Origin of the sequence: Parapedobacter sp. ISTM3 (assembly GCF_016533505.1) — a bacterium.
GTDB lineage: Bacteria > Bacteroidota > Bacteroidia > Sphingobacteriales > Sphingobacteriaceae > Parapedobacter > Parapedobacter luteus.
In genome coordinates this window covers 182,237-209,067 of sequence record NZ_JAENGN010000004.1, presented here as the reverse complement: position 1 = coordinate 209,067, position 26,831 = coordinate 182,237, and the positions used below count along the sequence as shown (strand labels likewise).

Annotated in this window: 27 protein-coding genes; 14 read left to right on the top strand and 13 right to left on the bottom strand. The window is 50.0% G+C overall.

Annotated elements, in window-relative coordinates; genetic code table 11:
• Nucleotides 1-3: 3 nt before the first annotated feature.
• The 8 genes from JHJ32_RS07910 to JHJ32_RS07875 form a co-directional block, all read right to left on the bottom strand.
• A complete protein-coding gene (locus JHJ32_RS07910; RefSeq protein WP_200120595.1) occupies nucleotides 4-504 on the bottom strand; it encodes a DUF6691 family protein in 501 nt (166 codons plus the stop codon).
• Nucleotides 505-507: 3 nt separating this feature from the next.
• Entirely contained in the window at nucleotides 508-1,068 is a 561-nt protein-coding gene (locus tag JHJ32_RS07905) for a YeeE/YedE family protein (RefSeq protein WP_200120594.1), read from the bottom strand.
• 5 nt (nucleotides 1,069-1,073) lie between these two features.
• Nucleotides 1,074-1,385, bottom strand: a complete 312-nt coding sequence (locus tag JHJ32_RS07900; RefSeq protein ID WP_200120593.1) for a rhodanese-like domain-containing protein — start codon at nucleotides 1,383-1,385, stop codon at nucleotides 1,074-1,076.
• A gap of 26 nt (nucleotides 1,386-1,411) precedes the next feature.
• Nucleotides 1,412-1,630, bottom strand: coding sequence for a hypothetical protein (locus JHJ32_RS07895; protein ID WP_200120592.1), 219 nt, complete (start codon nucleotides 1,628-1,630; stop codon nucleotides 1,412-1,414).
• A 72-nt stretch (nucleotides 1,631-1,702) separates the two neighbouring features.
• Nucleotides 1,703-2,059 carry a redoxin domain-containing protein gene (locus JHJ32_RS07890; protein ID WP_200120591.1) on the bottom strand — a complete coding sequence of 119 codons (357 nt, stop codon included), beginning with the start codon at nucleotides 2,057-2,059 and terminating at the stop codon, nucleotides 1,703-1,705.
• 69 nt (nucleotides 2,060-2,128) lie between these two features.
• Nucleotides 2,129-3,547: a rhodanese-like domain-containing protein gene (locus tag JHJ32_RS07885; RefSeq protein WP_200120590.1), complete on the bottom strand. Its 1,419-nt coding sequence runs from the start codon at nucleotides 3,545-3,547 to the stop codon at nucleotides 2,129-2,131.
• 110 nt (nucleotides 3,548-3,657) lie between these two features.
• Complete coding sequence (locus tag JHJ32_RS07880) at nucleotides 3,658-4,452, bottom strand: sulfite exporter TauE/SafE family protein (protein WP_200120589.1); 795 nt, start codon at nucleotides 4,450-4,452, stop codon at nucleotides 3,658-3,660.
• A gap of 96 nt (nucleotides 4,453-4,548) precedes the next feature.
• Complete coding sequence (locus tag JHJ32_RS07875) at nucleotides 4,549-5,187, bottom strand: Crp/Fnr family transcriptional regulator (protein WP_200120588.1); 639 nt, start codon at nucleotides 5,185-5,187, stop codon at nucleotides 4,549-4,551.
• Between the two features lie 189 nt (nucleotides 5,188-5,376).
• On the opposite strand from JHJ32_RS07875, the gene JHJ32_RS07870 reads away from it, so the two are divergent.
• The 5 genes from JHJ32_RS07870 (at nucleotide 5,377) to JHJ32_RS07850 (ending at nucleotide 9,311) form a co-directional block, all read left to right on the top strand.
• On the top strand, nucleotides 5,377-6,138 hold the full coding sequence (locus tag JHJ32_RS07870) for an SDR family NAD(P)-dependent oxidoreductase (protein WP_200120587.1): 762 nt from the start codon (nucleotides 5,377-5,379) through the stop codon (nucleotides 6,136-6,138).
• Between the two features lie 352 nt (nucleotides 6,139-6,490).
• Nucleotides 6,491-6,937, top strand: a complete 447-nt coding sequence (locus tag JHJ32_RS07865) for a DsrE family protein (protein WP_200120586.1) — start codon at nucleotides 6,491-6,493, stop codon at nucleotides 6,935-6,937.
• Between the two features lie 278 nt (nucleotides 6,938-7,215).
• Nucleotides 7,216-7,446: a hypothetical protein gene (locus JHJ32_RS07860; protein WP_200120585.1), complete on the top strand. Its 231-nt coding sequence runs from the start codon at nucleotides 7,216-7,218 to the stop codon at nucleotides 7,444-7,446.
• 155 nt (nucleotides 7,447-7,601) lie between these two features.
• Nucleotides 7,602-8,303: a thioredoxin domain-containing protein gene (locus JHJ32_RS07855; protein ID WP_200120584.1), complete on the top strand. Its 702-nt coding sequence runs from the start codon at nucleotides 7,602-7,604 to the stop codon at nucleotides 8,301-8,303.
• Nucleotides 8,304-8,627: 324 nt separating this feature from the next.
• On the top strand, nucleotides 8,628-9,311 hold the full coding sequence (locus JHJ32_RS07850; protein WP_200120583.1) for a class I SAM-dependent methyltransferase: 684 nt from the start codon (nucleotides 8,628-8,630) through the stop codon (nucleotides 9,309-9,311).
• Between the two features lie 88 nt (nucleotides 9,312-9,399).
• On the opposite strand, the gene lpdA is transcribed toward JHJ32_RS07850, so the two are convergent.
• Nucleotides 9,400-10,803, bottom strand: coding sequence for a dihydrolipoyl dehydrogenase (lpdA, locus tag JHJ32_RS07845; protein WP_200120582.1), 1,404 nt, complete (start codon nucleotides 10,801-10,803; stop codon nucleotides 9,400-9,402).
• A 531-nt stretch (nucleotides 10,804-11,334) separates the two neighbouring features.
• Here lpdA and JHJ32_RS07840 point away from each other — a divergent pair.
• The 9 genes from JHJ32_RS07840 to JHJ32_RS07800 all read left to right on the top strand — a co-directional run bounded on the left by JHJ32_RS07840 (nucleotide 11,335) and on the right by JHJ32_RS07800 (nucleotide 19,943).
• The gene (locus tag JHJ32_RS07840) at nucleotides 11,335-11,778 is read left to right on the top strand and encodes a hypothetical protein (RefSeq protein WP_200120581.1); all 444 of its coding nucleotides are present in this window, start codon (nucleotides 11,335-11,337) and stop codon (nucleotides 11,776-11,778) included.
• A 729-nt stretch (nucleotides 11,779-12,507) separates the two neighbouring features.
• On the top strand, nucleotides 12,508-12,879 hold the full coding sequence (locus JHJ32_RS07835) for a hypothetical protein (protein ID WP_200120580.1): 372 nt from the start codon (nucleotides 12,508-12,510) through the stop codon (nucleotides 12,877-12,879).
• A 102-nt stretch (nucleotides 12,880-12,981) separates the two neighbouring features.
• Nucleotides 12,982-13,623 carry an SCO family protein gene (locus JHJ32_RS07830; RefSeq protein ID WP_233632545.1) on the top strand — a complete coding sequence of 214 codons (642 nt, stop codon included), beginning with the start codon at nucleotides 12,982-12,984 and terminating at the stop codon, nucleotides 13,621-13,623.
• A gap of 4 nt (nucleotides 13,624-13,627) precedes the next feature.
• Nucleotides 13,628-14,017 (top strand): hypothetical protein, encoded by a 390-nt coding sequence (locus JHJ32_RS07825; protein ID WP_200120711.1) that lies wholly within the window; start codon nucleotides 13,628-13,630, stop codon nucleotides 14,015-14,017.
• Between the two features lie 111 nt (nucleotides 14,018-14,128).
• A complete protein-coding gene (locus tag JHJ32_RS07820; RefSeq protein ID WP_200120579.1) occupies nucleotides 14,129-14,989 on the top strand; it encodes a FixH family protein in 861 nt (286 codons plus the stop codon).
• A 19-nt stretch (nucleotides 14,990-15,008) separates the two neighbouring features.
• A complete protein-coding gene (locus JHJ32_RS07815; RefSeq protein WP_200120578.1) occupies nucleotides 15,009-15,932 on the top strand; it encodes a hypothetical protein in 924 nt (307 codons plus the stop codon).
• The gene (locus JHJ32_RS07810) at nucleotides 15,933-17,921 is read left to right on the top strand and encodes a TonB-dependent siderophore receptor (protein ID WP_200120577.1); all 1,989 of its coding nucleotides are present in this window, start codon (nucleotides 15,933-15,935) and stop codon (nucleotides 17,919-17,921) included.
• 55 nt (nucleotides 17,922-17,976) lie between these two features.
• Nucleotides 17,977-18,840: an MbnP family protein gene (locus JHJ32_RS07805; RefSeq protein WP_233632544.1), complete on the top strand. Its 864-nt coding sequence runs from the start codon at nucleotides 17,977-17,979 to the stop codon at nucleotides 18,838-18,840.
• An 80-nt stretch (nucleotides 18,841-18,920) separates the two neighbouring features.
• Entirely contained in the window at nucleotides 18,921-19,943 is a 1,023-nt protein-coding gene (locus tag JHJ32_RS07800) for a cytochrome-c peroxidase (protein ID WP_200120576.1), read from the top strand.
• A 95-nt stretch (nucleotides 19,944-20,038) separates the two neighbouring features.
• On the opposite strand, the gene JHJ32_RS07795 is transcribed toward JHJ32_RS07800, so the two are convergent.
• From JHJ32_RS07795 to JHJ32_RS07780, 4 genes are all read right to left on the bottom strand, one after another.
• Nucleotides 20,039-21,004 carry an arsenic resistance protein gene (locus JHJ32_RS07795; RefSeq protein ID WP_200120575.1) on the bottom strand — a complete coding sequence of 322 codons (966 nt, stop codon included), beginning with the start codon at nucleotides 21,002-21,004 and terminating at the stop codon, nucleotides 20,039-20,041.
• Nucleotides 21,005-21,311: 307 nt separating this feature from the next.
• Nucleotides 21,312-23,768 (bottom strand): heavy metal translocating P-type ATPase, encoded by a 2,457-nt coding sequence (locus JHJ32_RS07790; protein ID WP_200120574.1) that lies wholly within the window; start codon nucleotides 23,766-23,768, stop codon nucleotides 21,312-21,314.
• A gap of 473 nt (nucleotides 23,769-24,241) precedes the next feature.
• Nucleotides 24,242-24,730: an MgtC/SapB family protein gene (locus JHJ32_RS07785; protein ID WP_200120573.1), complete on the bottom strand. Its 489-nt coding sequence runs from the start codon at nucleotides 24,728-24,730 to the stop codon at nucleotides 24,242-24,244.
• 11 nt (nucleotides 24,731-24,741) lie between these two features.
• Nucleotides 24,742-26,778, bottom strand: coding sequence for a heavy metal translocating P-type ATPase (locus JHJ32_RS07780; RefSeq protein ID WP_200120572.1), 2,037 nt, complete (start codon nucleotides 26,776-26,778; stop codon nucleotides 24,742-24,744).
• Nucleotides 26,779-26,831: the final 53 nt, after the last annotated feature.

The window sequence follows — 26,831 nt, the reverse complement described above, 5'->3', positions numbered from 1 at the left end:
GCATTAATGCGGCAGATTATCCCGCAGTTTACCATACATCCAGGTGCCTGCGATTGCACTGAGCAGCACGACGGCTACCACGGTGGCACCCGTGCCGATCTGGACAAACAAAGGCCCCGGGCAAGCGCCGGTGAGGCCCCAGCCTAGGCCGAAGATCAGCCCCCCGTAAATCTGCCCTTTGTTGAATTTTTTCGGCGTGAACGTGATGGGCTCGCCGTAGATGGTCTTGATGTTAAATTTCCTGATCAACCAAACGGACAGGACACCCACGGCGATCGCCGACCCGATGATGCCGTACATGTGGAACGATTGCAGGCGGAACATTTCCTGGATACGGAACCAACTGATGACCTCGGCTTTGACGAAGACAATCCCGAATAAGATACCCACGATGAGGTACTTGATGTTGTGATACCATTTGTGTTGCAGCTGTGATTCATTGATGCATATCGTATCCTGGGCACGGATCTCAAAATCTGTTTGCTTTATTGCTGAATTATTCATCGTTTATCCTAAAATAAATGGTAAAAATAGGTTGGCCATTAAAAAACCGCCGATCATAAAGCAGATCGTTGCGACGAGCGAGGGCCATTGCAGGGTACTCAGCCCCATGATGGAATGCCCGCTGGTGCAGCCTCCGGCATAGCGGGAGCCGAAACCGACGAGGAATCCGCCACCTACCATCATCATGAGACCCTTTGCTGACAATAGATAATCCCAGTTGTAGAGCTGTTGCGGGACCATGCTGGAATAGTCGTTGATGCCATATCCGGCAAGTTCGTTAACCAGTGCAGGATTGACGACGATGGGGTTGGGATCTGCCAGTAGCCACATGGCGATGATTCCGCCGCCGAAGGCACCGACGACAAAAAAGAGATTCCAGAATTCCTTTCGGTAATCGTACTTGAAGAATTTGATGTCCGAAGGAAAGCAGGTGGCACAGGCATGGCGCAGGTTGGCCGAAATGCCGAAGTGCTTGTTGCCCAGAGTCAGCAGTACGGGGACGGTGAGTCCCACCAATGGGCCGGCGATATACCACGGCCACGGTTGTTTCAACCATTCAATCATAAGCGTCAATTGATTTTTTCGTTCAGTACATTCCACGCCCCGCCGTTGTACACTTCGCATCCGGCTTCAGCCAGTATGGTTTTGGCCATACCGCTCCGGTTTCCGCTTCTGCAGCAGGTGACGATGGGTTTATTTTTCTTTTTCAGTTCCGCCGCTCGGGCAGGAATTTTATCCAATGGGATGTTGATGCTCCCGGTGATGTGCCCACCCGCAAATTCGCCGGGTGTCCGCACATCGATGATCAGGGCACCGTCGTGTTTGAGCTGCTTAAAATCAGCTTTTTCGGAGGTGCCGAAAAGGGCAGTTAGAAAATTCATTGTTATTGTGTTTAATCGATGACTTGTTAAAGTGACTTCTTCGCCAGGTACCAGTCTACCATTTCCAGATCGCTGGCCTTGCGCGCGGCGAGCGCTTCCAACGTTTTTGGGGCGCCGATTATAACCTTTTCGCCGGGCTGCCAGTTAAGCGGCATGGCCACTTGGTGTTCGTCGGAAGTCTGTAGCGCGAGCAGCGCACGCTTGATTTCCTCCATATTCCGGCCGACGTTGAGCGGGTAGTACATGATGAGGCGGATTTTGCCGACAGGATCGATGAAAAAGACCGCCCGTACGGCCGCCGTTTCGCTTTCTCCGGGCTATAGCATGCCATATAATTTGCTGACCTTCATATCCAGGTCGGCCACGATGGGGAATCCGAAAAGCACCCCTGTTTTTTCATGGACGGCATTGACCCAGGCGATGTGCGAATGGATGCTGTCGATGCTCAGTCCGAGCAGTTTGGTGTTGTGTTGCCCGAAAAAATCACTATCCTGCGCAAAACCACTCATTTCGGTCGTGCAGACGGGTGTGAAATCGGCAGGATGGGAGAAGAAGATCACCCAGCTACCCTTGTTATATTCCGAGAACGTCATCGGTCCCGTAGTGGTAACGGCCGAAAAATCCGGCGCCTGATCGCCGATCCTCGGCATGGTTGTCATTGTTGTGGTTTCCATTTTCTTGATTTTTTGATCCTGCCGCCAATACGGTGGCAGGATCGGTGATTATTAAACGTTACTAAACTGTCATAGCATCGTGCTCGGGCATGCATAGTCGCTGATGGCGAATTTGTCCGACGTTTTGATGGCTTTGAATCCGCCCTGTATGTCAATTAGATTGTCATACCCCCTTGCCCGGAGAATGGAGATTAGAATCATCGAACGGTACCCCCCGGCGCAATGGACATGGTACTTCTTGGTTTTATCGATTTCGCTGAGGCGTTCGTTGAAATAATCCAATGGCAGGTTCTGTGCACCGATCACATGTTCGGCGTCATATTCGCTTTGTTTCCGGACATCGAGGATGGCTTGGTCAGCGTTTGCTTCTCTTAGCAAGGCCAGTTCATCTGCCGTGATGGAAGTAATGGCGTCGACCTCACGACCATCTGCCTGCCAAGCCTTAAAACCGCCCTTAAGGTAGCCGATAGCATGATCATAACCCACGCGGGCGAGGCGCGTAATCACTTCTTCCTCGCGATCTTCTTCGGCAATAATGAGGATAGGCTGCCGGATATCGGGAATGAGGGCGCCTACCCATGGGGCAAAACTGCCGTCGATCCCGATATTGATGGAATTGGGAATGAACCCCTTTGCAAATACCTGCGCATCCCGCGTATCCAGCAATATGGCATCGGTTTCATTGGCAGCCGCTTCAAAGGCTGCCGGATTCAGGGATTGCATGCCCCGATCCAGCACTTCATCGATGCTGTCGTATCCCTGGATATTCATCAATACATTTTTCGGGAAATAAGCCGGGGGTGGCATAAGTCCTGTCAGCACCTGCTTGATGAACGCTTCTTTAGACATGTCCTGCAGTGCGTAGTTTGTTTTCTTCTGGTTGCCCAGCGTATCGGTGGTTTCCATGCTCATGTTCTTGCCACAGGCCGATCCGGCTCCATGGGCAGGATAGACGATGATATCGTCGGCCAGGGGTATGATTTTAGTATGCAATGAATCATAAAGATGGCTGGCAAGTATCTCTTCGGTAAGCTCTGCCTTTACTTTTAGGGCAAGGTCGGGGCGGCCCACATCGCCAATGAAGAGCGTATCGCCGGTGAAGAGGCCTACTTCTTTTCCCATCTCGTCGGTAATCAAGAAGCTAGTGCTTTCCAGGGTGTGACCAGGTGTATGGATCACGGTGATGGTCACGTCGCCCAATTTCAGTTTTTCGCCATCCTCGGCTACATGCGCGGCAAATCCCGGCTGGGCCGTAGGTCCATACACGATCGTTGCTCCGGTTTTTTCGGCCAGATCAATATGGCCGGATACAAAGTCTGCATGAAAATGGGTCTCCAGTACATATTTGATGGTCGCACCGTCTTTTTCCGCCCGCTTGATATAGGGGTCGACTTCCCGCAACGGGTCAATGATAGCGACCTCGCCGTTGCTTTCGATGTAGTAAGCGCCTTGCGCCAGACATCCGGTGTAAATCTGTTCGATTTGCATGGTTATTTTTATTTGATTGATTTCCGATTTGTGTTATATGTTTAATGATACAAAGGTAAAGGCGTGGGATACCTCGATTCGGTGACTTCCGTCACCTTCGGATATGATCGTTAAAGAAAAAGTTCGTTAATCAGGATATAAATACTCATGATGAGCACAAACCAGCCGAAACCCTTTTGTAGCTTGTGGCCGGATACCTTGCCCGAAATCCCGTTCCCCACGTAGAATCCGAGTATGGCCAGCCCAGTAACCAGCAGCAGGAATCCCCATTCGATGGGCATATTGGACACATCACCCGTGAACCCAAGGAGGGATTTGGCCGCGATGATCAGCAGCGAGGTGCCTACGGCCTTTTTCATGGACAACTTGCTCAGCAATACCAGTGCGGGGATGATGAGGAACCCACCACCGGCGCCGACCAGTCCGGTGAGCGTGCCGACCAGCAGTCCTTCCAGCAGGATCAGGGGGTAGTTGTACCGGATATCGGCATCATCCGGACAGTCCTTACAGGGCTTTTTCCGGATCATGGAGATGGAAGCGGCAAACATCATCACGGCAAACAACAGCATGATAGCCATGGATTTTCCGACGGTAAAATCGCCGATGGTGAAAATCGTATCCGGGATGGCCGGAACTAAAAACTTGCGTGTGGCATATACCGCGGCTATGGAAGGAATACCGAAGATAACGGCAGTTTTCACATCCACCAGCCCCTTGCGGTATTTGGGCCATGCACCTACGAGACTCGTAGCGCCTACGATGAACAGCGAGTAGGCCGTTGCCATAATAGGGGAGAGGCCAAAAAGATAGACCAATACAGGTACGGTGAGTATGGAGCCACCACCACCGATAAGGCCTAACGCGATGCCGATAAATAATGAAGCGAGATAACCGACGATTTCCATATTTTACGATAGTTGAAAGTAACCATCGCAAAGGTCGACACGGTACGGTGTATTGTTGGTGACCAAGGTCACACGGCTTCTATAAATTTGTCACAATCAATCAAGTAGTTGAATGGAGTTGCGCTGGAGAATCACTTTTCCGTGCTGTTCCATCTTTTTCAGTAACCGCGAAATCACTTCCCGAGAGGAGCCCAGGTCGTTGGCAATCTGTTGGTGGGTGGTGTACAGTTCCCTGGAACCGTGCTGTTTGCTAAGTTTTTTGAGGTGATAGGCCAGCCGTTCGTCCATGCTTTTGAAGGCAATATGATCGATGACTTCCAGCAACTCCTCGAAACGCGAGCGGTAGGTCTCTAGCACGAAATAATACCACGTCTTGTAATCCCGCATCAGGTCATCCATCATCGCAATCGGAACCAGCAATGCCGTGGTATCTTCGACGGCAGTGGCCAATACTTCGCTTTTTTCCTGTTTGGTAGCGCATATCATCGACAGTGCACATGCACTGCCCGGTTCCAGGTGGTAAACGAAAAACTCACCGCCGTCGTCTCCCTGCCGGTATACTTTGACGAGCCCTCCGACAATCAGCATGGTGGACTTGAAATACTGGCCGGTCTGCATCAACTGTTCACCAGCAACGAAGCTCTTGAGACTGCATCTTTCGGCCAAAGCATTTCTAAGGTTCGGTTCGAAATGGCTGAAATACGTATTCAGGTAATCTTGTATTGTCATTTGCATGATGGCTGTTTTGTTGCTCAATTTCCGAAATTTATAAAGTTATGTGTTTTGAGGTGCCAAACAAAAAAATTGAAATTAGATAGTTGACAAAAATCACTTCTCGACGTGATTAAGGTTACGACCAATTGCGAAATAGCTCCCTACTTTTAAAACCATAAAGAAATAGGTTATTTACTTAAAAGTTAAAAAATGGCAAGGTTAACAAACAAGGTAGCTATTATAACCGGAGGTTCCGGCGCGATTGGCTCTACTACAGCAAAATTGTTTTTGGAGGAAGGTGCAAAGGTCGTTCTAGTTGATATTAACGAGGAAACACTAAAGAAAGTGGTTTCGGAACTGAATAGTCCGGACGTCACCTATGTGTTGGCGGATGTTTCCAAGTCGTCTGATGTCCAGCAGTACGTCCGGTACGCGGTGAGTCAGTTCGGAAAGATTGACGTATTCTTCAATAATGCCGGAATTGAGGGCATTGTTAAACCGATAACCGAATATCCGGAAGAAGCATTCGACAAATTGCTCAGCATCAATGTTAAAGGCGTTTGGTTAGGTATCAAATATGTTTTGCCTGAAATGAACAACGGAGGCAGTATTATCAATACTTCTTCGGTAGCTGGTTTGATGGGATTCGGGTCGATGAGTGCGTATGTAACCAGTAAACACGCAGTGATCGGGATTACACGGACCATCGCACTAGAGGCAGCCCCGCGTGGTATCCGTGTTAATTCGATCCACCCAGCACCGGTAGATAATCGCATGATGCGCTCCCTGGAAGAAGGCTTTGCCCCGGGTGAAGCGGAGTCTGCAAAAAAAGGCTTTGAGGCCACTATTCCATTGGGAAGATACGCAACCAACGACGACATCGCAAAAGGAGTACTATTTTTGGCTTCCGAAGACAGCAAATTCATCACCGGTATGAAATTGGTTGTCGACGGAGGGATGACGATGGAATAAAGGCTTACTACTTAATACTCGTAGCGGTACATATCCCACTTATTCCGTGACTTTCCCGGAATAAGTGGGGGTAAAAAAGTGAACGCCTATTGGTGGGAGTTCAGTCGAACCGCCAAAATTATCTTACAGGCTAAAGGTTACCCACTTATGCCGCGCTACCGGTACAGGGCGATTAAAATGCGGGCGAAAGATTCATCCGCTTAGGATCAGAAAAATAATACCGGTTTCCAATTATATTTTTATTTGTCACGGTAAAGATTTGGGTATAGCTTTGTCTGCTAATGAAAAGCTTAAGGTTATATTACAGGTAATATACATACATGAAGATGAAGGATTTTAAAAATAAAGAAAAATGAAAAAGCAAATCGTAATCCTAGCATTCGTTATTTTTGGCCTCTCGTGGTATGTGCCGTCCTATGGACAGGCGCAGTCGTTATCCGGTCCCGACATCGAAAGCCTGGTGAGAAAGGACGGAAGTTATGCCATGCTTGTACAGGGTACGCGGCACTTCATGGGAGCCATGCTGGTGGGAGAGAATATCAAGGAAGAACACCCGTCAGCGCAGTTCGAGATCGTGATGGCCGGTGAGATCGTCAAGGAACTGGCCAGCAACAAGGACCTGAAAAAGCAGGTTGAAACGGCAAAAAAATACGGCATAAAGCTGGTCGTCTGTGAATTTGCGATGCAAAGGCTCGGTGTCACCAAAGCGCAGTACAACCCCTATGTCCAGACAACGCCGAATGCGTACCGGTATCTTTTCGGTCTTCAGGAACTCGGTTTCAAAACCATTACATTGTGAAGCATGACCTGTGACGGAATCCTGTTCAATAATGTTTTCGAAACCCCGTCAATTTTGATGACAGGCGACGAACATCGCTCGGTAAGCACGCTTACGGAGCAATAAAGCGGGAACTGGAAAAGGATGACTGCTGGACTGAGGCGAGGCAAGGACCAAACTCAAGGAACTCATCATCGTTGCAAGCAGGATGTGGCTTGAAAGGAATCCAGGCAAGCAGGGGCTTGGAACAACCGGAGAGGAACTGAGCATTCAAAGACCATAACGATATCGAGTTTCTCATGGTTGATGTTGATAATAAAATAGAACAATCCACGGACTTTATGAAGGAAGACAGGTATAACCGCCGGTCTTTAAGCCAGCAACTGGTATTCCATCCGACTACCTTGGGCGCTATTCCGACGACGGTTATTCTCAACAAACGAGGGGAGATGGTTGTCCTATGGAAGGGACGGGATTATTCTGCCCTGGAAATGATCCAGGGCATCAAAGAAGTTGCCGGAGGCGATTAAAGGGAGATTTCCTTTTTCAGATTCCTCTCATGTCATAAGGATTATCGATATTTGTGGAAAGCCGCCAATTCCGCGGGTCAATTGGGTGAGGCGTGCGGGTATCGATGATTGCCGTTATGAAACGGTAGCCATTGGATCATTAAAATAGATGCAATATGAGATATATCGCTGTGTTATTCTTCTCGATAGTGGTGAACGGTTTTGCCAGCGGGCAGGTGCTGACCGACACAATCAGTCTATCCGCTGAAGGCTTTGCGGATAAAATAGCGTCAACCGAGCATGGGATCATCGTTGATGTACGGACACCGGGGGAATTCAAAAAAGGCCACCTTCAAAACGCTCTGAACCTGGACTGGACCGGATCTGAATTCCGGGAGCAGTTGGCTACGCTGGACAAATCGCAGCCGGTTTTCGTATACTGCCTGAGCGGAGGCCGGAGTACTGCTGCTGCGGAAGTGATGCGTGAGACAGGATTCAGGCACGTTTACGAAATGCAGGGGGGCATGATGAAATGGCGGGCGGCCGGCCTACGCGAGGTTTCCCTTGCAAACCAAGGGGCCGGAATGACCCTTACGGAGTATGAAGCGCTGCTGAATTCAAATAAACCCGTACTCGTTGATTTTTATGCAGATTGGTGTGCGCCCTGCAAAAAGATGGAACCATACATGGACCGTATCATCGCGGATATGGACGGAAAAGTCAGGGTCCTCCGAATCAACGCCGATGAAAATGCGGCGTTGTGTAAAGAACTGGGTATCTCCGGACTCCCGGTACTGAAACTGTACAAAGACGGCGAAATCGTATGGGACCATTCTGGGTTTGCGGAAGAGGATGCCATCAGGGAGAAGCTGAAGTAGCATGAAAGCGCAGCGCATACTATACCCCAACCAAAGGGGAGCATATTGCTTTCCAGGTAGACGGTGTATCCGAATATCTGGCATTAGCGTTGAAAAAGCGGAGCAACCGACATCGGACAGCTGAGCGAACACTAGGTTGGACGCGTAGTGTTGCTTAGGAGAGCGACATTGGACATCCGCATATTAATTAACATTAATCTTCTGTATCCTTATATCCCTGTATGGTAAAAGCCCATGGGCGTTTATTTGACCAAACTATCTAACTAAAAAAATGTTTACTATAAATCGGGTAACAATTTGTAGTCTAATTTCAATTATGGGACAATGAAAACGGTAAGTAGGTTAATAATGGCGGTATTTGCCATGTTGGCCGCCAATACGGTTATCGCTCAGGAACAAAAGGAGCACAATGACGAAAAGCATGGGGCAAGTGCCAATGAACATATGCACCAGTCTTCGGTCGAAGATCTGATAAATCATTTTGAGTCCCCAGAACGCGATGCTTATCAGCAACCCGAAAAGGTATTACAGTATTTAGGGGATGTGAAGGGAAAAACGATTATGGACATCGGTGCAGGAAGTGGTTACTTTTCAGTGAAATTAGCCAATGCAGGTGCGAGGGTGATCGCTGGCGACGTTGATGATGAGTTCCAGAAACACCTGAGAAACCGCATAGAAAGAGAACATCTGGAAAACGTTGAATTGCGCCGTCTCCCTTATGACAGTCCGGCATTGGAAAACGATGAGGTTGACATGGTCTTCATGGTGAACACTTACCACCACATCGATAACCGACCGGACTATTTTGCGAAGGTGAAACAGGGACTGAAAAAAGGAGGTAAGCTGGTTATCATCGACTTCTTTAAGGCCGATCTTCCGGTAGGGCCGCCGATCGACCATAAGGTTACGATGGATGAGGTGATCGTGGAGCTGAAAGAGGCTGGATACACCGTCTTTGACGTAGAGGTAAACCTGCTACCGTACCAGTTTATTGTGAAAGCGGGATGATCATCTGCGACAGTTGATTAAACAGCGGCTTATAATATAGGTTTATAAGCGACTGCCTATTTTTTTAATAACAGTGTCTGCCGTAATTTCAGATATGAATTGCCATTTTTTCTATATCAAGACAGGCTTCACGAAAGTTTTCATAATACGTGGGGTGTCCATGAGAGATAAGCGCCACGTCTTCTGCCGCGGCACGGAAGCCCATAGCGAGGGTTGCCTCCCCGATTAGATCGGAGGCCCTTTCTCCAATGATGTGGACACCCAGGATTTCATCTGTTACCTCATCGGCCAAAACTTTAACCACCCCCTCGGTTTTACCGCTGGTAATTGCCCTGCCAGAGGCGGAAAAAGGAAATTGGCCGATTTTGTATCGCCTACCTGATTCTTTAAGCTCTTCTTCGGTTTTGCCGACGCCGGCCACTTCGGGATCTGTATACACGATATTTGGAATTAGGTTATAGTCAATATGCGGCTTCTTCCCCGCAATAATTTCTGCCACATAGATACCCTCTTCCGATGCTTTGTGTGCAAGCATCGGACCCTTGACAACATCGCCGATGGCATAAATTCCCTTGATGTTTGTTTCCAGATTCCCATCCGTTACAACCTGACCCTTAGAAGAAAGCTCAATGCCAACGTTTTCCAAGACCAATCCTTCCGTATAAGGTTTCCTTCCTATTGCCATAAGACAATAATCACCTTCCATGGAATTGATTTTGCCATCCTTGTCTTCCGCTGTAACTGTAACGGTATCCCCATTATTGGTCGCTCCAGTGACTTTGTGGTTTAGCAAGAAGTCAAAACCCAACTTCTTCTTTAATGATTTTTGAAGTTCCGATCCCATTTTCCTGTCCATTGTTGCAATAATACTGTCGGTGTACTCCAGTATTGTGACTTTGCTTCCCAGCCTTCCATAGACAGATCCAAGTTCCACACCAATTACTCCTCCGCCAACGATGATCAGGCGGCGGGGGATTTCTTTTAAAATAAGCGCTTCGGTTGAACTGATGATGCGCTTTTTATCGATGGATATATTGGGAAGCGAAGCGGGCTTTGAACCCGTCGCTATAATGACATGCTTTCCGCCAATGGCTTTTTCCCCGATATCGGATTTAACAAGAATAGTATTCTTGTCAACAAACGAACCTATTCCCTGAAAAACCTCCACTTTATTCTTCCTCATTAGAAAACTGACCCCACTGTTAATTTTGGAAACAACACCTTCCTTACGTTCTATCATCGCAGCCAGATCGACTTTTGGGTTATCGACTGATATACCGTGGTTCTGAACATTGGCCTTTATCTGGTGATAGTACTCAGAGCTATCCAGCATTGCCTTTGAGGGAATGCAACCAACATTGAGGCAGGTTCCGCCAAGCACAGGATATTTCTCGATGATGGCTGTCTTCAATCCTAATTGTCCACAGCGTATGGCTGCCACATATCCGCCGGGACCTGAACCTATGATAATTACGTCAAATTGATCTTTCATTTTTTATACTTTGTTTTAGAATGTGAATCGGTATGAATGGCTAAAGTTCACTGTTTTCTCTATTTTAGCGTTCAAGAAGCTTCTTTGATTTAAATTTTTGCATTTACGGGAATTGGAAATTTCCAGTATGAGATGATCCCAATCAAGCCACCGGAGTGGTTAGTTAATAAGATAAGTAGAAATAAAGAGTGAATATCCTTTACTCGGAACCATCGTCCGCAGCATTTTCAGTTTATAAGTAAAACTATTGCCACAGTCGCGAAAAAAGCCGGCTTTGACGTAGTGCAGTGGTGCTCACCGTAATTTTCTTTCGGATTCCTGATGCCTTGTGACCAGGATCTGGTTGTGGTTAATGCTTGTGAAGAGCTAAAAGATGTCTTGGATAGCAGGAGATGCTGTCAAATATTGACCGAGTCGGTATATAATACAATACAGACCCGGTCAATACGTATCGACTGTCACAATTATCCTCTCTTCACTACATTAGCTTTTGTTGTCAGAAGACGACGGTTTTTTATCGGACTGCTTCTTATGATGCTCGTCATGCTTGTGATGTTCCGGTTCCTCATGATGTTCCGGCTCGTTGCTCCGAGCGACACCTTCATGGTGCTCAGCATGGGGATGATGTTCCTTTTCATCATGGCTTTCTTCATCCTTGCCACCGCTTTTGTGGTGCTCGTCATGCTTGTGATGTTCCGGTTCCTCATGATGTTCCGGCTCGTTGCTCCGAGCGGCACCTTCATGGTGCTCGGCATGGGGATGGTGTTCCTTTTCATCATGACTTTCCTCATCCTTGCCACCGCTTTTGCGGTGCTCGTCATGCTTGTGATGTTCCGGTTCCTCATGATGTTCCGGCTCGTTGCTCCGAGCGGCACCTTCATGGTGCTCGGCATGGGAATGGTGTTCTCGTTCGTCTTGTCTATTAAGACCTTCAATATTTTCTGTTTTTTTATTTCCTACGTTCATGATCCTTGACTTTAAATTGTTTAAAACGATTGGTTTAAAACGATTGATTCCTTCAGGTGTGTAAATAGGTTTTTCTAAATTAATAGGGACCGTACTCTAATATAGATAGGTATAGTGCTGCAGACAGACGGCGCAGTTTTAAAATATTCGGCATTGCTATCAGTGAAATATTGAGACAGCGATACAACTATACTTTGTGGACTAATAGGATTTAATACTTTATCTAAGAATGGGTATACGAGTAGTTCGGCGCTATAACAATGGCATTTGCTATTAGCTAGGTGTAAGCAATTTTCAGTAAAAGAGAATTCTGACTTCCGGGATTCGCTTTGAGTAGAATATTGAGAATGGCACCGGGGTAAAAAATCACTACCGGAATAAGAAGTAAAACTCCCACTATTTATCAGTAGGAATGGAATGACAAAAAGAATCACCGTAAGTCTGTACATCATAAATATGAAACCGAAGAAGGCTTGATTTGTTTAGAAAATAATTTTATATGGTTATGGGAATACTTTTCAGGCTTTCGATTGATGCATCCAGCAAATTAAATAATTGCTGACAATGGTTAACGACAATTCAACGGGTCACGGGAGCGCATTAAGCAACTCGTTTTTTTGATCAAACTTATTGGCAAGTAGTTCCCAATGAGATTCTACTAATGTCACTTATGTATCGGCTTAAACTGAAAAGCGAAGGATTTGCCCCGAAACTAAAAAATCGCTATTTTTGCGGCAGATGAGTAAACCGTTTGCATTGATTCTGGCCCTTGCCATGCTTTTGCAGAGCCTTTCGGCTCTCTGGGTTGCGGTGGGTTTCTATGCGAACCGGGACTTCATCGCCAAAAACCAGTGCGAAAACCGGTTTGTCCTGAACAGTTCCTGTAAAGGCCAGTGTGTGCTGATGAAAAAATTGAAGGAGCAACACGAGAAGGAACAGCAGCAGCCCGACTTCAAGCTCAAGGAAGTGGTGCTATTTTCGCAGGTGACAGAAAATATCGATACCGGCACACTTCCGGGTTTTACGCATATCGTCAGTTACCTGCCACAACCCGAACCACGCTATGTGTTCCAGCTGGAGCACGCTATTTTCCACCCTCCGATTTCCTGACGTGCAACTTTAGTGCGTTACGTGCCTGCCGGTTGTGGCAGGGATGTGTCATTTATGTCGGACTCATCGGGCAACAGCGGTTACCCATTGACAAAATCGGAGATGAAAACATTTTATTTATTGGCATGCGCGGCGATCGCGACCACGCATGCGGCCTGTTCTGGTGTCGGACAGGAAAGGCTGCCCATCCTGGGGGAGAAGGAATACGTCAGGACAACCGAAGACGGGATGGAACGCATCGATACGGTGTTCCATACTATCCCACCGTTCCGCCTCCTCGACCAGAATGGTAACTGGTTGGATAACAAAACTTTCGATGGAAAGATATACGTTGCCGATTTCTTTTTTACAAGGTGCCCCACCATCTGCCCCATCATGTCCAGGAATCTACTGACCATCGCTAGGCATTTCGAGGGCAACGACCGGTTTGCCATCCTCTCACATACCATCGATCCGGGCCACGATACCGCTTCGGTATTGAAAGCATATGCTGATAAGCTGGGTGCGCCCCCGTTATGGCGTTTCGTGAACGGCCCGAAAGCCGAAGTTTACCGGCTGGCCGGACAGGAGGGCTATTTTTCTTTTGCGCAGGAGGATGCAACGGCCCCGGGCGGCTTCAACCACAGCGGGGCGTTCACGCTGGTGGACGAAAAACGGCGTGTCCGCGGACTCTATGACGGTACGCTCACGGATTCCATCCCAAAAATAATCGCAGACATCGAAAAACTTCTCAATAAGGGTTAGCGGTTTGAAAAAGACGGTCTCCATACTGCTCCTGTTTTCGCTGGTGTGCCAATGCCTCGGCTGCCTCGGCGTGTTCGCCTGGTATGGAGCCAATAGGCAGTACATCGCGCAAGCGTTATGCGAGAACCGCGACCGTCCCGAACGGCATTGCCTCGGACAGTGCGTACTGATGAAGAAGCTGAAGAAGCTGGAAGATAAGGAAAAGAAAGGCCCCGGCGACCGTCACGCGAACCCCAAGGTTGAATCGGTGGTTTTCCTGCTGCCGGAATCAACCGCTTTACATGCGCCGACCGCGCCCCGGGCAATTCCAGCTGTTTCGGCGGAAGGAGCTTACCTTTACCTGTATTCAAAAGACGATTTCCACCCTCCGCGTTTCCCATCCTTGTTCGCATAGCGGAGTTACCCTGTACCGGAATGCGGAGGCAACCGGCTTGCCTTCGTGGTTGAACCGCGACCACGGACCGATCCGTTTCCGGCAGCAGGGGGTACAACAACTGATTTTATCATGACAAGACGGAATATGAAGGGCACCGCCGGATGGTGTGCCCTGCTGGCTGCGGTGCTTACTATCCTATCGTGCGGCAACCCGCAGCACAGCACCGACGATAACAACGGAACGGACGCCGTTCCGGAAAACCGGGAGACGGCCGTCCCGGAGCAATTGGCGCCCATCGGCGACACCACACTGGCCGGAACGGGGCTGAAGGTGGCTGTGTTTTCCGAGACCGCACTGAAAAACCGGCACGAAAACCTGTACCTGAAACTGACACACGCGGACAGCAGCCCCGTCACCGGGGCCGATGTTTCTTTCTCGCCATTCATGGACATGGGGATGATGTCCCACGCGGCTCCATATGTGCAGCCGAAGGAACTGGCAGCGGGCTGGTACCGCGGCAGTGTGGTATTCATCATGGCAGACGCGGCGGATATGGGTAGCGGATGGCTGCTGGACGTGATGGTACCCGGAGAAGGCGCTACCGACTCACTGCGGTTCAAGCTGCCGGTGGAAGAGGCCGCGGTAACCCGGACAATGGCAATCGATGCAACAGAAGGGCGGTTTTTTCTGTCGCTGCTAATGCCCGACAGTGTCCCCGCGGGTGCGCATAAGGCGGCATTCATGCTGCATGGCATCGACCACGATGCGTTTCCCGCTACAGACGGCTATACCATCCGGCTGGAAACTTATATGCCCGATATGGGCCACGGGTCGTCGGATAATCAGGACGCTCGGGGGAAAGGGGACGGATACTACGAAGGCAGAATCGACCTTTCCATGGCCGGACTGTGGGAAATCCGCGCAACCTTGCACAAGGACGGCAGGAAGGTATCCGCCGACCCGATCGTGTTTAAGATCCATTCAAAATGAAAACAAATACCTGTAAATAATGAGCATACATAGGTTATATCTGATCGCTTTGTGTATCGGGGTGGCTTCCTGCACCAAGGATAAAACGGATTATGAAGCGGAAATAAGCACGGAAGTCCCGGAACATTACGCGTTTGAAGAAGCGGTGTCTTTTGGTAGCGAAGGCTACGGCATCAGCATCGAAGCGTTGAATGGAACGTTCTACAAGGGGTATAATGAAATCCGCTTAACCGTTACCGATGCCCAAACCGGTGAGCCCGCCGACGTTTCGACGGTAACGTTTCTGCCGGTAATGAGCCGGACGGACGGAAGCAGCAGCTCCGGTCCGCATCGGTACGAATTGGTTTACGAACCGGACGACAACCGCTTTTCGGGGTACGCTGTATTTACGGACGAAAGTCGTCCGGACGGAACCTGGGAATTTTATATCGATTTCACCGTCGGCGACCAGACACATGCCGTAAAGCAATCCATCACCGTGGAGCAACAGGCGAACAAAAACCTGAACATGACAGCGTTTACGGGAGACGACGGTGAGCAGTACGTCATCGCGCTGGTAGCCCCGCAGCGGCCGAAGGTAGCTGAAAACGAACTGGTTGCCGGAATCTACAGGTACAACGACCCCGCCGGTCCGGCCGGAACATTCCCGGACCCTGCGCAGTTTTCCTATACGGAGGCAAACGACTATACCCTGCTGCTGGATCCGCGGATGCCGGAACCCTCCATGGGGAACCACTCCTCGCCCAACAACAAGAACCTGACGCAGCAAAGCGACGGCCTGTATTACGGCGTGGTGAACTACACAATGACGGGAAACTGGACGCTGAATTTCATCCTGGTGAACCCGCAGGGAAAAATCCTGAAGGGAACCGAGGTGCCGACGGATTTCACACCGGGGGTGGAGGGCGTAAAAAGCGAATTATACATTGATATTTTATTCTAAATGATAAAAAAGCTAATTATTCCGGTGGTACTGTTTTCAGGAATGACCGCGGGCGCCCAGCAACCCCGGGGAGAACGTGACACCACCAAGCTCCTGGAGGAAGTGACGGTCGTTGCCGTTGCCAAACGGAAAATCGAGACCGAATTGAAAATGGCGGTTTCGGTGGATGAATTCCTGGCATCTTCCGACAACATCAGTTTCATCAAGCGGGGTGCCTACGCCTGGGAGCCTTTACTCAATAACATGAGTACGGAGCGTACCGTCATCACGATTGATGGCATGCATGTCTTCGGTGCATGTACCGATAAAATGGACCCGATCACGTCGTATGTGGAAAGCAACAACCTGTCCACCATCGACATCAAATCCGGCCAGGAGGGCAGCCTGCACGGGGCGACGGTAGCCGGAAGCATCGACCTGAAAAGGAAGCGCACGCCGTTCGGCCTCGAAAAGGAGCTCAGCGGTGCTTACCAAACCGGGTTTGAGTTCAACAACAGGCAGTTTTTCAACCTGGCGAACCTGTCCTATTCAAGTGACAAATGGGTGGCGGATGGAAGCGTTTCGTTGCGGAAAGCGGGCAATTATTACGATGGCAACAGCAGTGAGGTGAACCATTCGCAATACAACAAATTCAACACCTCCCTCGGTGCGGCCTATAAAACCAGTCCGTTTTCTTCCCTGCGGGTGGATGCGATCTTTGACATGGCAAAGGATGTGGGCTACCCCGCACTTCCGATGGACCTGTGGCTCTCCCGTGCGCTTATTACCTCGGCCGCGTATAAGCAGCTGTTTGAAGACGGCCTGATCCGGGTATGGGATACCAAGCTGTATTTCAATGCGGTGGAACACTACATGGATGACACCACGCGTCCCGAGAATTTGGTTCACATGGACATGCCGGGCTGGAGCACCACGTATGGGTTAACATCCAATATGAACCTGAAAAGCGGCGATTACGCCGCTGAAATACAGCTCAATGCGTACAACAATCTATCCATCGCAGAAATGCGGATGTATCCGCAGGATCGGAGCAACCGGACGATGTTTGCGTACAGCTGGCCGTGGGTTACCACGCGGTATGCCGGTCTGTCCCTGAACAATACCTGGGATATCTCGGCAATGAGCACGGTGAATTTCGGCGGATCCCTGGGCTGGAACCACAATTATTCCAAATATGCGGAGTTCAACTGGATTTTCCACCCCGGAACGCCACAGCAAAAGGACCGGATCCTGCCGGCCCTGCACGCAAGTTACCTGTTGGACCTCAGTCCGTTTGATTTTTCCGTCGGTGGCGGATACGGCCACCGCGCACCTTCGGTTTCGGAGGGGTACGGCTACTACATCTACAACAGTTTTGACCGTTACGACTACATCGGAAACCCCGACCTGAAAAATGAAATCTCCTACGAAGTCAATGCGAGCGCAGGGTTCAAAAACGAAAAGATGGGCATCCGGGCCAAGGCCAATTACTTCTATATCCAGCACTACATCATCGGAAGGATCCTGAGTCTGGGCAGCCCGATGAACTATCAGTCGGTCGGTGTGAAGGGCTACACGTCATTGGACCACGCCCGGCTATTCAATATGAGCCTGAATGCCGACTACCACATCCGGCATGACCTGCACTGGGAGGGAACGCTCACCTATGCGCGGGGAGTGGACGAAAAAGGCGGGAACCTGCCATTCATCCGTCCGTTGAGCTATCAGAGTTCGCTTCATTTCATGCGGGGGAACGTTGGTTTACAGACATCGGTGAATGGAGACCTCACGCAGGAAAATTACAGTCCGGAATACGGCGAGGATCAAACCCCGGCTTATGTGATATGGAACGCTTCGGCGGATTATACGTTCACAGTCAAAAACATGAAAGCCACGCTGCAGGTCGGCGCAGAGAACCTGTTGAACGCGTACTACAGCACGTATGCCGACTGGGGCAATATCCCGCGGATGGGACGCAATGTATTCACCTCGTTAAAATTTAATTTTTAGTGTTTACCATATACTTCATAAATCAATTCACAAAACAACAACAAAACAGAAAACAATGAAAAATCTAACGAAAACGCTTTTACTGCCAGCTGCTTTACTGGCATTGGCATCCTGCCAACGTGATGACCTTCCGGTGGCAAATAGCATTACGCTGCATTTCAACAACACGTTCAAAAATACCGCCATCGTTCTTGGCGATGCCGCCTCCTCCACCGCTACAGAGAACACTTCCGCGGAAGGGCAGGTCCACCACTTCTCCGAGCTGAAATATGTGATCAGCAACATCCGCCTGATTAAGGCAGACGGCAGCGAAGTCCCTTACCACGTGAGCGATTTGGATAAGGGCGCAGCAGTTATAGACCATTCAAAACCGCAGACGTTGGATTACGTGCTGAGGGATATCCCCGTTGGCGAATACAGCCAGCTGAAATTCGGTTTGGGAGTAAAGCAGGAATTGAATACGCTGGATGAAGCAAGATTCCCGGAATTTTATGTTGCAGCAGGAGCCAACGATACCGAAATGATGTGGGAGTGGGGAACCGGATACCGCTTTACCAAAATCGAAGGATTCTACGATGCCGACCATAAGGAACTGTCCATCCATACGGGAAGTACCATAGCCGGGGAGGAAGGAGCCTATACGCAGGGCGTGGATGCTTACCGGGATATTTCGCTGGACCTTCCTGCCAACGCCGTGGTGGGCCAGAACGCCCCCCGGATTACTGTCAATGCGGATTTTGATAAATTGTTGAGCGGAAAGATCAATACGATTACGCTGTCATCGGGAACGGGGATGGATGACAACGCCACGCCCAGTATCCACACCGCTGACCAAATGGTGAAATTCGTTGACAACCTGGGAGGAAACGGATCAAGCGACGTTACCGGAATGTTTTCCGTCGACAAGGTTGAAAATTAAAGCGATTTTAAGGGCCGCCTATACATTTAAATGCATAGGTGGCTCTTTAGGATACAGTTTCAAGATTGATTCAATTTAAAATGAACAACGTATTCGGTATTTCATTAATCCTACTGCTACTGCTGTCGTGTAACCGGGATGACGCCATTGAGCCCATTCCATACGACAACCCGGAGCTGGCACTGGATATCCCTGCCGGATTCCCGCCGGTAAACCCTTCGGTAGACGGGAACAGACCCACCCGTTACGGCGTGGAATTGGGCGAAAAGCTGTTCCACGAAAAAAAGTTCAGCGGGAACAATACGATTTCCTGTGCCAGCTGCCACAAACCCGCGAACGCTTTCGCCGACAACAATGCCCGGGCGATCGGGATTGACAGCAGGGTCGGACTCCGGAATGTCCCGCCCATACAGAATTTGGCGTTCATGGAGTTTTATAACTGGGATGGCAATATCCTCCAGCTGGAAAAGCAACCGCTGGTTCCGATTATCACGCATGAAGAAATGGATTCGTCGATTCTGGAAGCTATCGGCAAACTAGGTGACGAGCCCGAATACAAGCTTATGTTCACCAAGGCGTTTGGCGACGAAAACATGACGCCCGAGCGGATTTACCGGAGCATTGCACAGTATGAATACACCCTGATTTCTGCCAATAGTAAATACGATAAGATAATGCGGAACGAAGGAGAGACCTTTACGGAAGGCGAAGCACGGGGTTACCGGACGTTCAAAAAGAAATGTGTGAGTTGCCACAGCACGGAACTGTTTACCGACCAGAGTTTCCGGAATATAGGTTTTCCCTTGAGTGAAAGTTCCGAAGAGGCCGGACGGGCCCGGGTAACGGGAGTCCCCTCTGATTTTATGAGCTTCCGGGTTCCCTCGCTGAGGAATTCCGAATACACCGCCCCTTACGGAAGCTTCGGCCAGTTTCCTACGCTTAGAGCCGTTCTGGATTATTTTGACCGGGGCGTATTGAACGCCGACAACCTTGACCCGATCCTGAAAGCGAACGGCAACCGGATTCCGCTTACAGAGCAGGAGAAAGATGACCTTATTTCTTTTATCAAAACGTTGAGTGATCTTGTATTTATAGACAGATAATCGTGAATAGGGTTCAATGTTATTTTCCTGAGAATGGTCAGAAAAGATTCATTTATTTATGTTCCGTAATCAAATCAATTGATCACCAAAACCATTTATATGCGACCTTTTGATAAAAGTGGGATTACCTTAATATAAATCAGTTCAAATAAGACTTCAACAATAGTCTGAATGATAATCACCGCAGCTATCAATTGATTGTCGGGAGCAGGGAACGAAAACGCTAGCGGCAAAACTACCAATGAATTTCTTGTGCTTGTTGAGAATGCAACAGCTCTTGCGCCAAAAAAGTCTACGTTAAACATTTTAGCTGAAAGCATACCGATAGCAGGAGCGCACAGGGCGAAGGTGACATAGATCGGTAGAACCATAAAGATAGGCTCGGGATTGTTGCGAAGTGCGGAAATCTGCGAAACAATAACTACAAAAAACGTCAGTGCCATAAATGGAACGGGAAGCCAGCCTGAAAAGCCCATGATTGCGCTTCCTATTCTGTTGTTGTACTTTGATGCCATCTGTGTGACAATTGAAAGCGTGAAGGGAATTACTATCAAATAGACAAATGCATTTATGAAGGGGGCAATCTCAATTATGCTGACGGCGTCTTTGCCAAGGAAAATCCAAAGAAACGCAGGAAGCAACAGCATCTGAAAAATGAATAGCAAGGGGGTTGATACCAAAACAGAGCGGGAGTCACCCTTTCCAAGATGCGTGAAAACAATTACATAGTCGATACAGGGCGTGAGAAGCACCAAAAGGACACCAATGCTTACCACCGGGCTTAATGGGGCTATGCTTACCAAGAGCCAGACAAGCAATGGTATCAAAATGAAGTTTCCCACTAGGAGCGCTTTAAAAAGAGATCGGTTCTTGAACGCGCTTCTGAGTTCAAGAAATGGAATTTGGCAGAACATACTGTAAAGCAGCACGCCGATGACCGGTTCAATCGCGAATCCAACTATTTTGCTGCCATTCCAGCCCAGGCCGATAGATGCACCCACAAAGATCGTGATGATGTATATGCTTATTTGCTTTTCTTCAAGCGTTTCCCTTTTGATCATTAACTTCTGCAAGTCCAGAAAATCATACAACAATGACGGGGTTCTTTCGAACCATGCCTTACTTTGTCACCGTAATTAGATTTGGCAAAACAATGAAAAAGCAATTCGAAACAAACAAGGATTCGTTTCGAACTGCTTTGGTTTGGAGCGCATCTCTTATCCGTTATACCTGGCAGCGTGTACCCGACTTCTCTTATGCATCGTAAAAGATAAGAGAAGGAATGCCAGCGTTTCATAAAAAGCTAACTGAGCCTGACTGACCAAGGGTGGGTCGCCGTGTTGTACAGTGGCGACCCATGTAAGTGCGTCATGTCGAAGGTCCGCTGGTGTCTCGGTAGGCTAATAATCTAAGCGCGTTCAAAACAACAATAAGTGTGGAGCCTTCGTGCGCCATGACAGCTGGACCGATGGAAGTAATGCCCAGAATGGTCAGGGGTATCAGGGCAGCCACTACACCCAAACTTATCCAGAGATTCTGTTTGATGATAGCCTTGGCTTTTCTGCTCAGGCCGATGGCCAGTGGGAGGGCCTCCAGTTTATCTCCCATCAGTGCGATATCCGCGGTTTCCAGGGCTACGTCGCTGCCGGCCGCTCCCATAGCGATGCCCACTGTGCTTTTGGCCATGGCAGGGGCATCGTTCACACCATCGCCAACCATTGCCACCTTGGATTCCTGTTCCCGCAGTTTATCGATGGCAGCCACCTTCTCCTCAGGGAGCAGGCTCCCCCATGCATCGGTCAGCCCGATTTCCTCGGCAACGGCATCGGCCACCTGTTGATTGTCTCCCGTCAGCATAATCATTCGTCTGATCCCGATTTCCTTGAGCCTTACCAGGGTGGGTTTCGCTTCTTCCCTCGGCGTATCCATCAGGGCGATCATGCCGATGTACCGGTCGTTCTGCCGGATCAGCATGGTAGTATTGCCCCCCGCCTCCAGCTCGCCGACCTGGCGGACTACCTCGTCGGTGGGCTTGTGCGCGTCAAGATCGTCATACAGGTCTAGGTTGCCGATGTATATCCGTTTGCCTTCAAAGGTGGCCTGCACGCCTTTGCCATGCACGGCTTCCAGCCCGCTGGCTTCGGGTATTTCCATCTCTTTCAACCGTTCTCTGCCGTCGCGTACCACCGCCTTGGCCAGCGGGTGGTCGCTCAGCGCTTCCACAGCCACAGCGGTTTTAAGCACTTCGTTCTCATCCATTCCTTCCAACGCCACGACTTCGGTCAGCCGCGGTTGCCCTTTTGTCAATGTACCGGTCTTATCGAAGGCAACCGCTGTCAGCGAACCCAGGTCTTCCAAGGGTCTGCCCCCTTTGATCAGCACACCGCTACGTGCTGCACGTGCCACGCCGCTAAGGACAGCACTCGGCGTTGAGATGGCCAACGCGCATGGGCTGGCCGCTACCAGCACAGCCATTGCACGGTAGAAACTTGCGCTGAAAGGTTCATCGATTACCACAAAGGCAAAACAGAGCAAAACAACCAGCACCAGCACCGTTGGCACGAAGATTTTTTCGAACCGGTCCGTGAATTGCTGGGTAGGCGATTTCTGTGTCTGTGCCTCGTTGACCAGGGTAACGAGACGTGACAGGGTTGAGTCTTTGGCTACCTTGATTACCTGTATTTCCAGTGTATTGTTTCCGTTTATCGTCCCGGAGAATACCCGGTTTTCATCGCTGATATCAGTTGCAGTGGACCAGTCCCGTCCCGGATCATCCACCGGGCTTTTGTCGACCGGTACGCTTTCGCCGGTTATCGGTGCCTGGTTGACGGAGCTTTCGCCGGATACCACCACTCCATCTGCTGAAATCTTGCTGTTCGGCCTGACCACGATGACGTCTCCAACCGACAGCTGATCGATACTGATTTCCTCGGTCCTTCCATCCTTTTTTAGCAATGCCGTTTTTGGAGCCAGTTCCGTAAGTGCTGCTATGGACTTGCGTGCCTTGCCCATAGCATAGTGTTCCAGCGCATGGCCAAGGCTGAACAGGAACAGCAAGAGTGCCCCTTCGGCCCATTCGCCCAATATGGCGGCACCGATTGCTGCAACCAGCATGAGGAAGTCGATTTCAAACCCGCCCTTGGCGACGGTCTCCACCGCCTCCTTGGCCGTAAAAAAGCCGCCGAAAAAGTAAGCCCCGATATACAGTGCAAAGCTTATCCAATCGGAAACCCCAAGATAGGAAAGCCCGTAACCGGCGCCGAGCAATGCTCCTGACAGGGCCGCGAATACCAGTTCGGTGTTACTCCCGAAGATTCCGCCGTGCTCGTGTTCGTGGCCGTCGTCCGTCTGGGCGGTGCGCTCGGTATTGGCACTGACACCCGAACCGTGTGTCCGGAGCCCTGATTTCTCGAGGATGTCCCGGATAGCCTTTTCGTCGGTGGTTCCTGATTCAAATTCAATCTGGATCACGCCTGATGGGGCAACCGAAGTCTGGACGATGCCCGCTGTGTCCGACAGTTTCTTTTCAAGCAGTCGGGCGTGCCGTGCATGCCGTATGCCATCCACTTCCACCAACAGGTGGCCGTATTTGCCGGTGATTTCCGCGCCGGCCTGTTTTGCCAACCGTTCCACCTTCGCTGTGGATAGTATCCCCGGATCGTAATGGAAGCACAGCAACGGTTGATCGCCGTTTCCGTCCACGACATGGATATCTTCCAGTCCCTTTGTACCTTTTAACCGGTCGATTAGGCGTTGGACGCAGCGGTCCCGCTCATCGGGTACGCCGGGGAGGATAAGTGACAATTCCTTTTTCAGTTTTTTCATATGCCTTTATTTATCTGGTTCTCTTTATTACAAACATACTTACGATATTTTTGATTTACCATCACTTTCTCCGGGATGAAGTACCGGCCGGAAGCTATGGCGGCCGGTCTGTTCCCGCTATTTTATGTTACCCACCAAGTGATCATAATAATGCTTGAGCCGGATACAGAGACCCAGTAAAGCAATGATTCCGATAAAAATCATGAAGAAGAACAGAAAAGGCTCTTTCCGTCTGAGTCGTTTCGCGCTCCAAGTCAGTTTTCCATTTGTATACTGTGTACTTTTCCCCCCCATTCGTTTTTTCTTCCGTTTTATGCGCGCGGTTGAATTCCTTGGCTTTGTGGAATGGTATCGTTGCCAATGTCTCCGTTTCAGCGCGTGGCTTTTTTTCTTCATGTTGACGTATCGTTATCTGGGCGGGTACCCAATGTTGAGTAACTGTCCGATGTTCCTTTACACGGGAACGCTACGTGCTAGTCCCGTGGATATGTTTTATCGTTGCTTTCCTTTCCACCCGAACCGCCCCGGTCCATTTTCCTCTTTATGATCCGTTGGTACCAGTGCAGATTGTTCAGGGACAGCAGCAGGTATATCGCCGCAGTGGCTACAACTGCCAGGATAAACATGTTTAATGCTACGGCCACACCGATCGCCGCGGTTGCCCAGAGCGCAGAGGCCGTCGTGAGTCCTACGGTATTGCGATCACGGTTGTTAAAAATCAGACCCGCCCCGATGAAACCCAAACCGGTAGCTATGGCAGCCAGCATCCTTGCGATCGCCGTTTTATCATCGGTAAGGTGGGAGGCAATGGCCACAAAAAGACAGGCCGCAAGGCTTATCGCGCCGAATGTCCGTAGTCCGGCACTTTTGTGGGTTACTTCCCGTTGGAATCCAACAATACCTCCCAAGAGCATGGCGAGCAATAGCTTTGCGGCAATGATCAGTTCGAATTCAATATCCATATCTTTGATATTTATAGGGGGACGTCAAAATCCATCCGCTGTATCCGCGCCACATTCAGGATCGCAACCAGGGATACCCCCACGTCGGCAAAAACGGCTTCCCACATTGTGGCCAGGCCAGCGGCACCGAGCACCAATACCACAGCCTTGACCGCAAAGGCAAGGATGATATTCTGCCAGACCACCCGTCTGGTCCGCCTGCCGATCAGTATTGCCGTTGGAATCCCGGAAGGCCGGTCGTTCTGGATCACCACATCTGCTGTCTCGATGCTGCCTTCGTTGCCGAGGCCTCCCATGGCGATACCGACATCACATAGCGTCGCCGCCGGCGTGTCGTTCGCACCGCCGGCCATGAAAGCCAAGTTTTCCCCCTGCTCCTTTATTTCCTTCACCAGGTTTACTTTGTCTCCGGAAAGCAGGTCTCCAAAGGCATCGTCTATCCCGAGCTCGTTGGCGACGGATTCCACTACCGTACTTTTGTCACCGCTCAGCATCGTTACCCTGACATCCATCCCGCGCAACCGATCGATGGCCTCCCTCGCGTCTTCCTTAATGCTGTCGGTAACCGTAATGTAACCGACGAACCTGTTGTCATACGCCACGGCGATGGCAGTATGGGCGATGGTCGATGGATCGATACCGTAAGGGATATCGAGCCTGTCCATCATCCTGAAATTGCCCACCAGTAGTTTCTTGCCATCCACAGTGGCTTTCAACCCATGTCCGGCAATTTCCCCGACGTTTTCAAGATTGACGGCGGGATTCGCCTGTCCTACATATTGGCGGATTGCCAGGGCTACCGGATGCGCACTATGGCTCCCCAGTGCATTCACCAGGCCCATGATCTTGCCTTCGTCGAACTCGGCGCTGAAATTGACTTCCTGCACCCGGAAAACACCTTTTGTTATGACTCCGGTCTTATCCATCACAAGATGCTGGATTGCGGCCAGTCTATCCAGGAAATCATAGCCCTTGAACAGAATTCCGTTCCGGCTGGCTGTACCGATACCTTCGAAATAGCCCAAAGGGATGGAGATCACCAGTGCACAGGGGCAGGAGATGACCAGGAATACCAGTGCCCGGTAAGACCAGTCTTCAAGCTTGTAATCATCCACAAAAAAATAGGGTAACAGGCAGATGGCAATGGCCAAAGCCACAACAATCGGTGTAAAGATCCTGGTAAATCCGCGGATGAACAGTTCGGTTGGGGCCTTCTGCGCCGTTGCGTTCTGTATCAGTTCCAGGATGCGGCTAAGCTTACTGGAACTGTAGGGCGCGGTTACCCTGATCCGTACCATATTATTCAGGTTGATCATGCCAGCCAGTACAGCATCGCCCCGTATTTTGGTGTGGGGTTTGCTTTCGCCGGTAAGTACGGCGGTGTTGAAACATCCGGTTGTGGACAGCAGCTCACCATCCAGACCGAGTTTCTCCCCGGGATGGAGCATGATCACCTCACCGATTCCGACCTGTTCCGTCTTTATGACTACCGGCCGGTAATCACGCACCGCGGTCACCTCATCTGGGCGTTGGTCGAGCATCGCCCAGATGTTACCCTTTGCCCGGCTTATGGCCAAGGTTTGGAACACTTCGCCCAGGCTGTAGAACAGCAAAACAACCACACCCTCCGGATACCTTCCAATGGTAAACGCACCGAGAGCGGCAATAGAAATCAGGAAGAATTCGGAAAATACCTTTCCGTTGCCCATGGCGGCAATGGCATCCCTGATTACAGGAAGGCCCACCGGTGCATACGCCAGTGCATACCATATGACCCGGACCCAATCCTGGAACCAGGATTGCGAAATCCAGCTGTCAAAGGCGATTGCGGCCATCAGCAGGACGAAGGAACACGCAGCCGGAAAGAACATCGCTAATCCGCTGTTTCCCGTATGTTTGTGACCGTGTCCATCGCCGTAGGATTCCTTTCCCCGATGGGCCTTTTCCGCGTGGCGATCCATCAATTCGCTGGCCCTGGTGTATACTTTTCCGGTCTGCGTGCTGCAGCTCTGCCTGCCCCGGGTATCGTATTGATGTTGGTGTCCCATTGCATTCTTGTTTACAGGAGGTATTGCATTTGTTTCACCGGAGATGGCCGGAT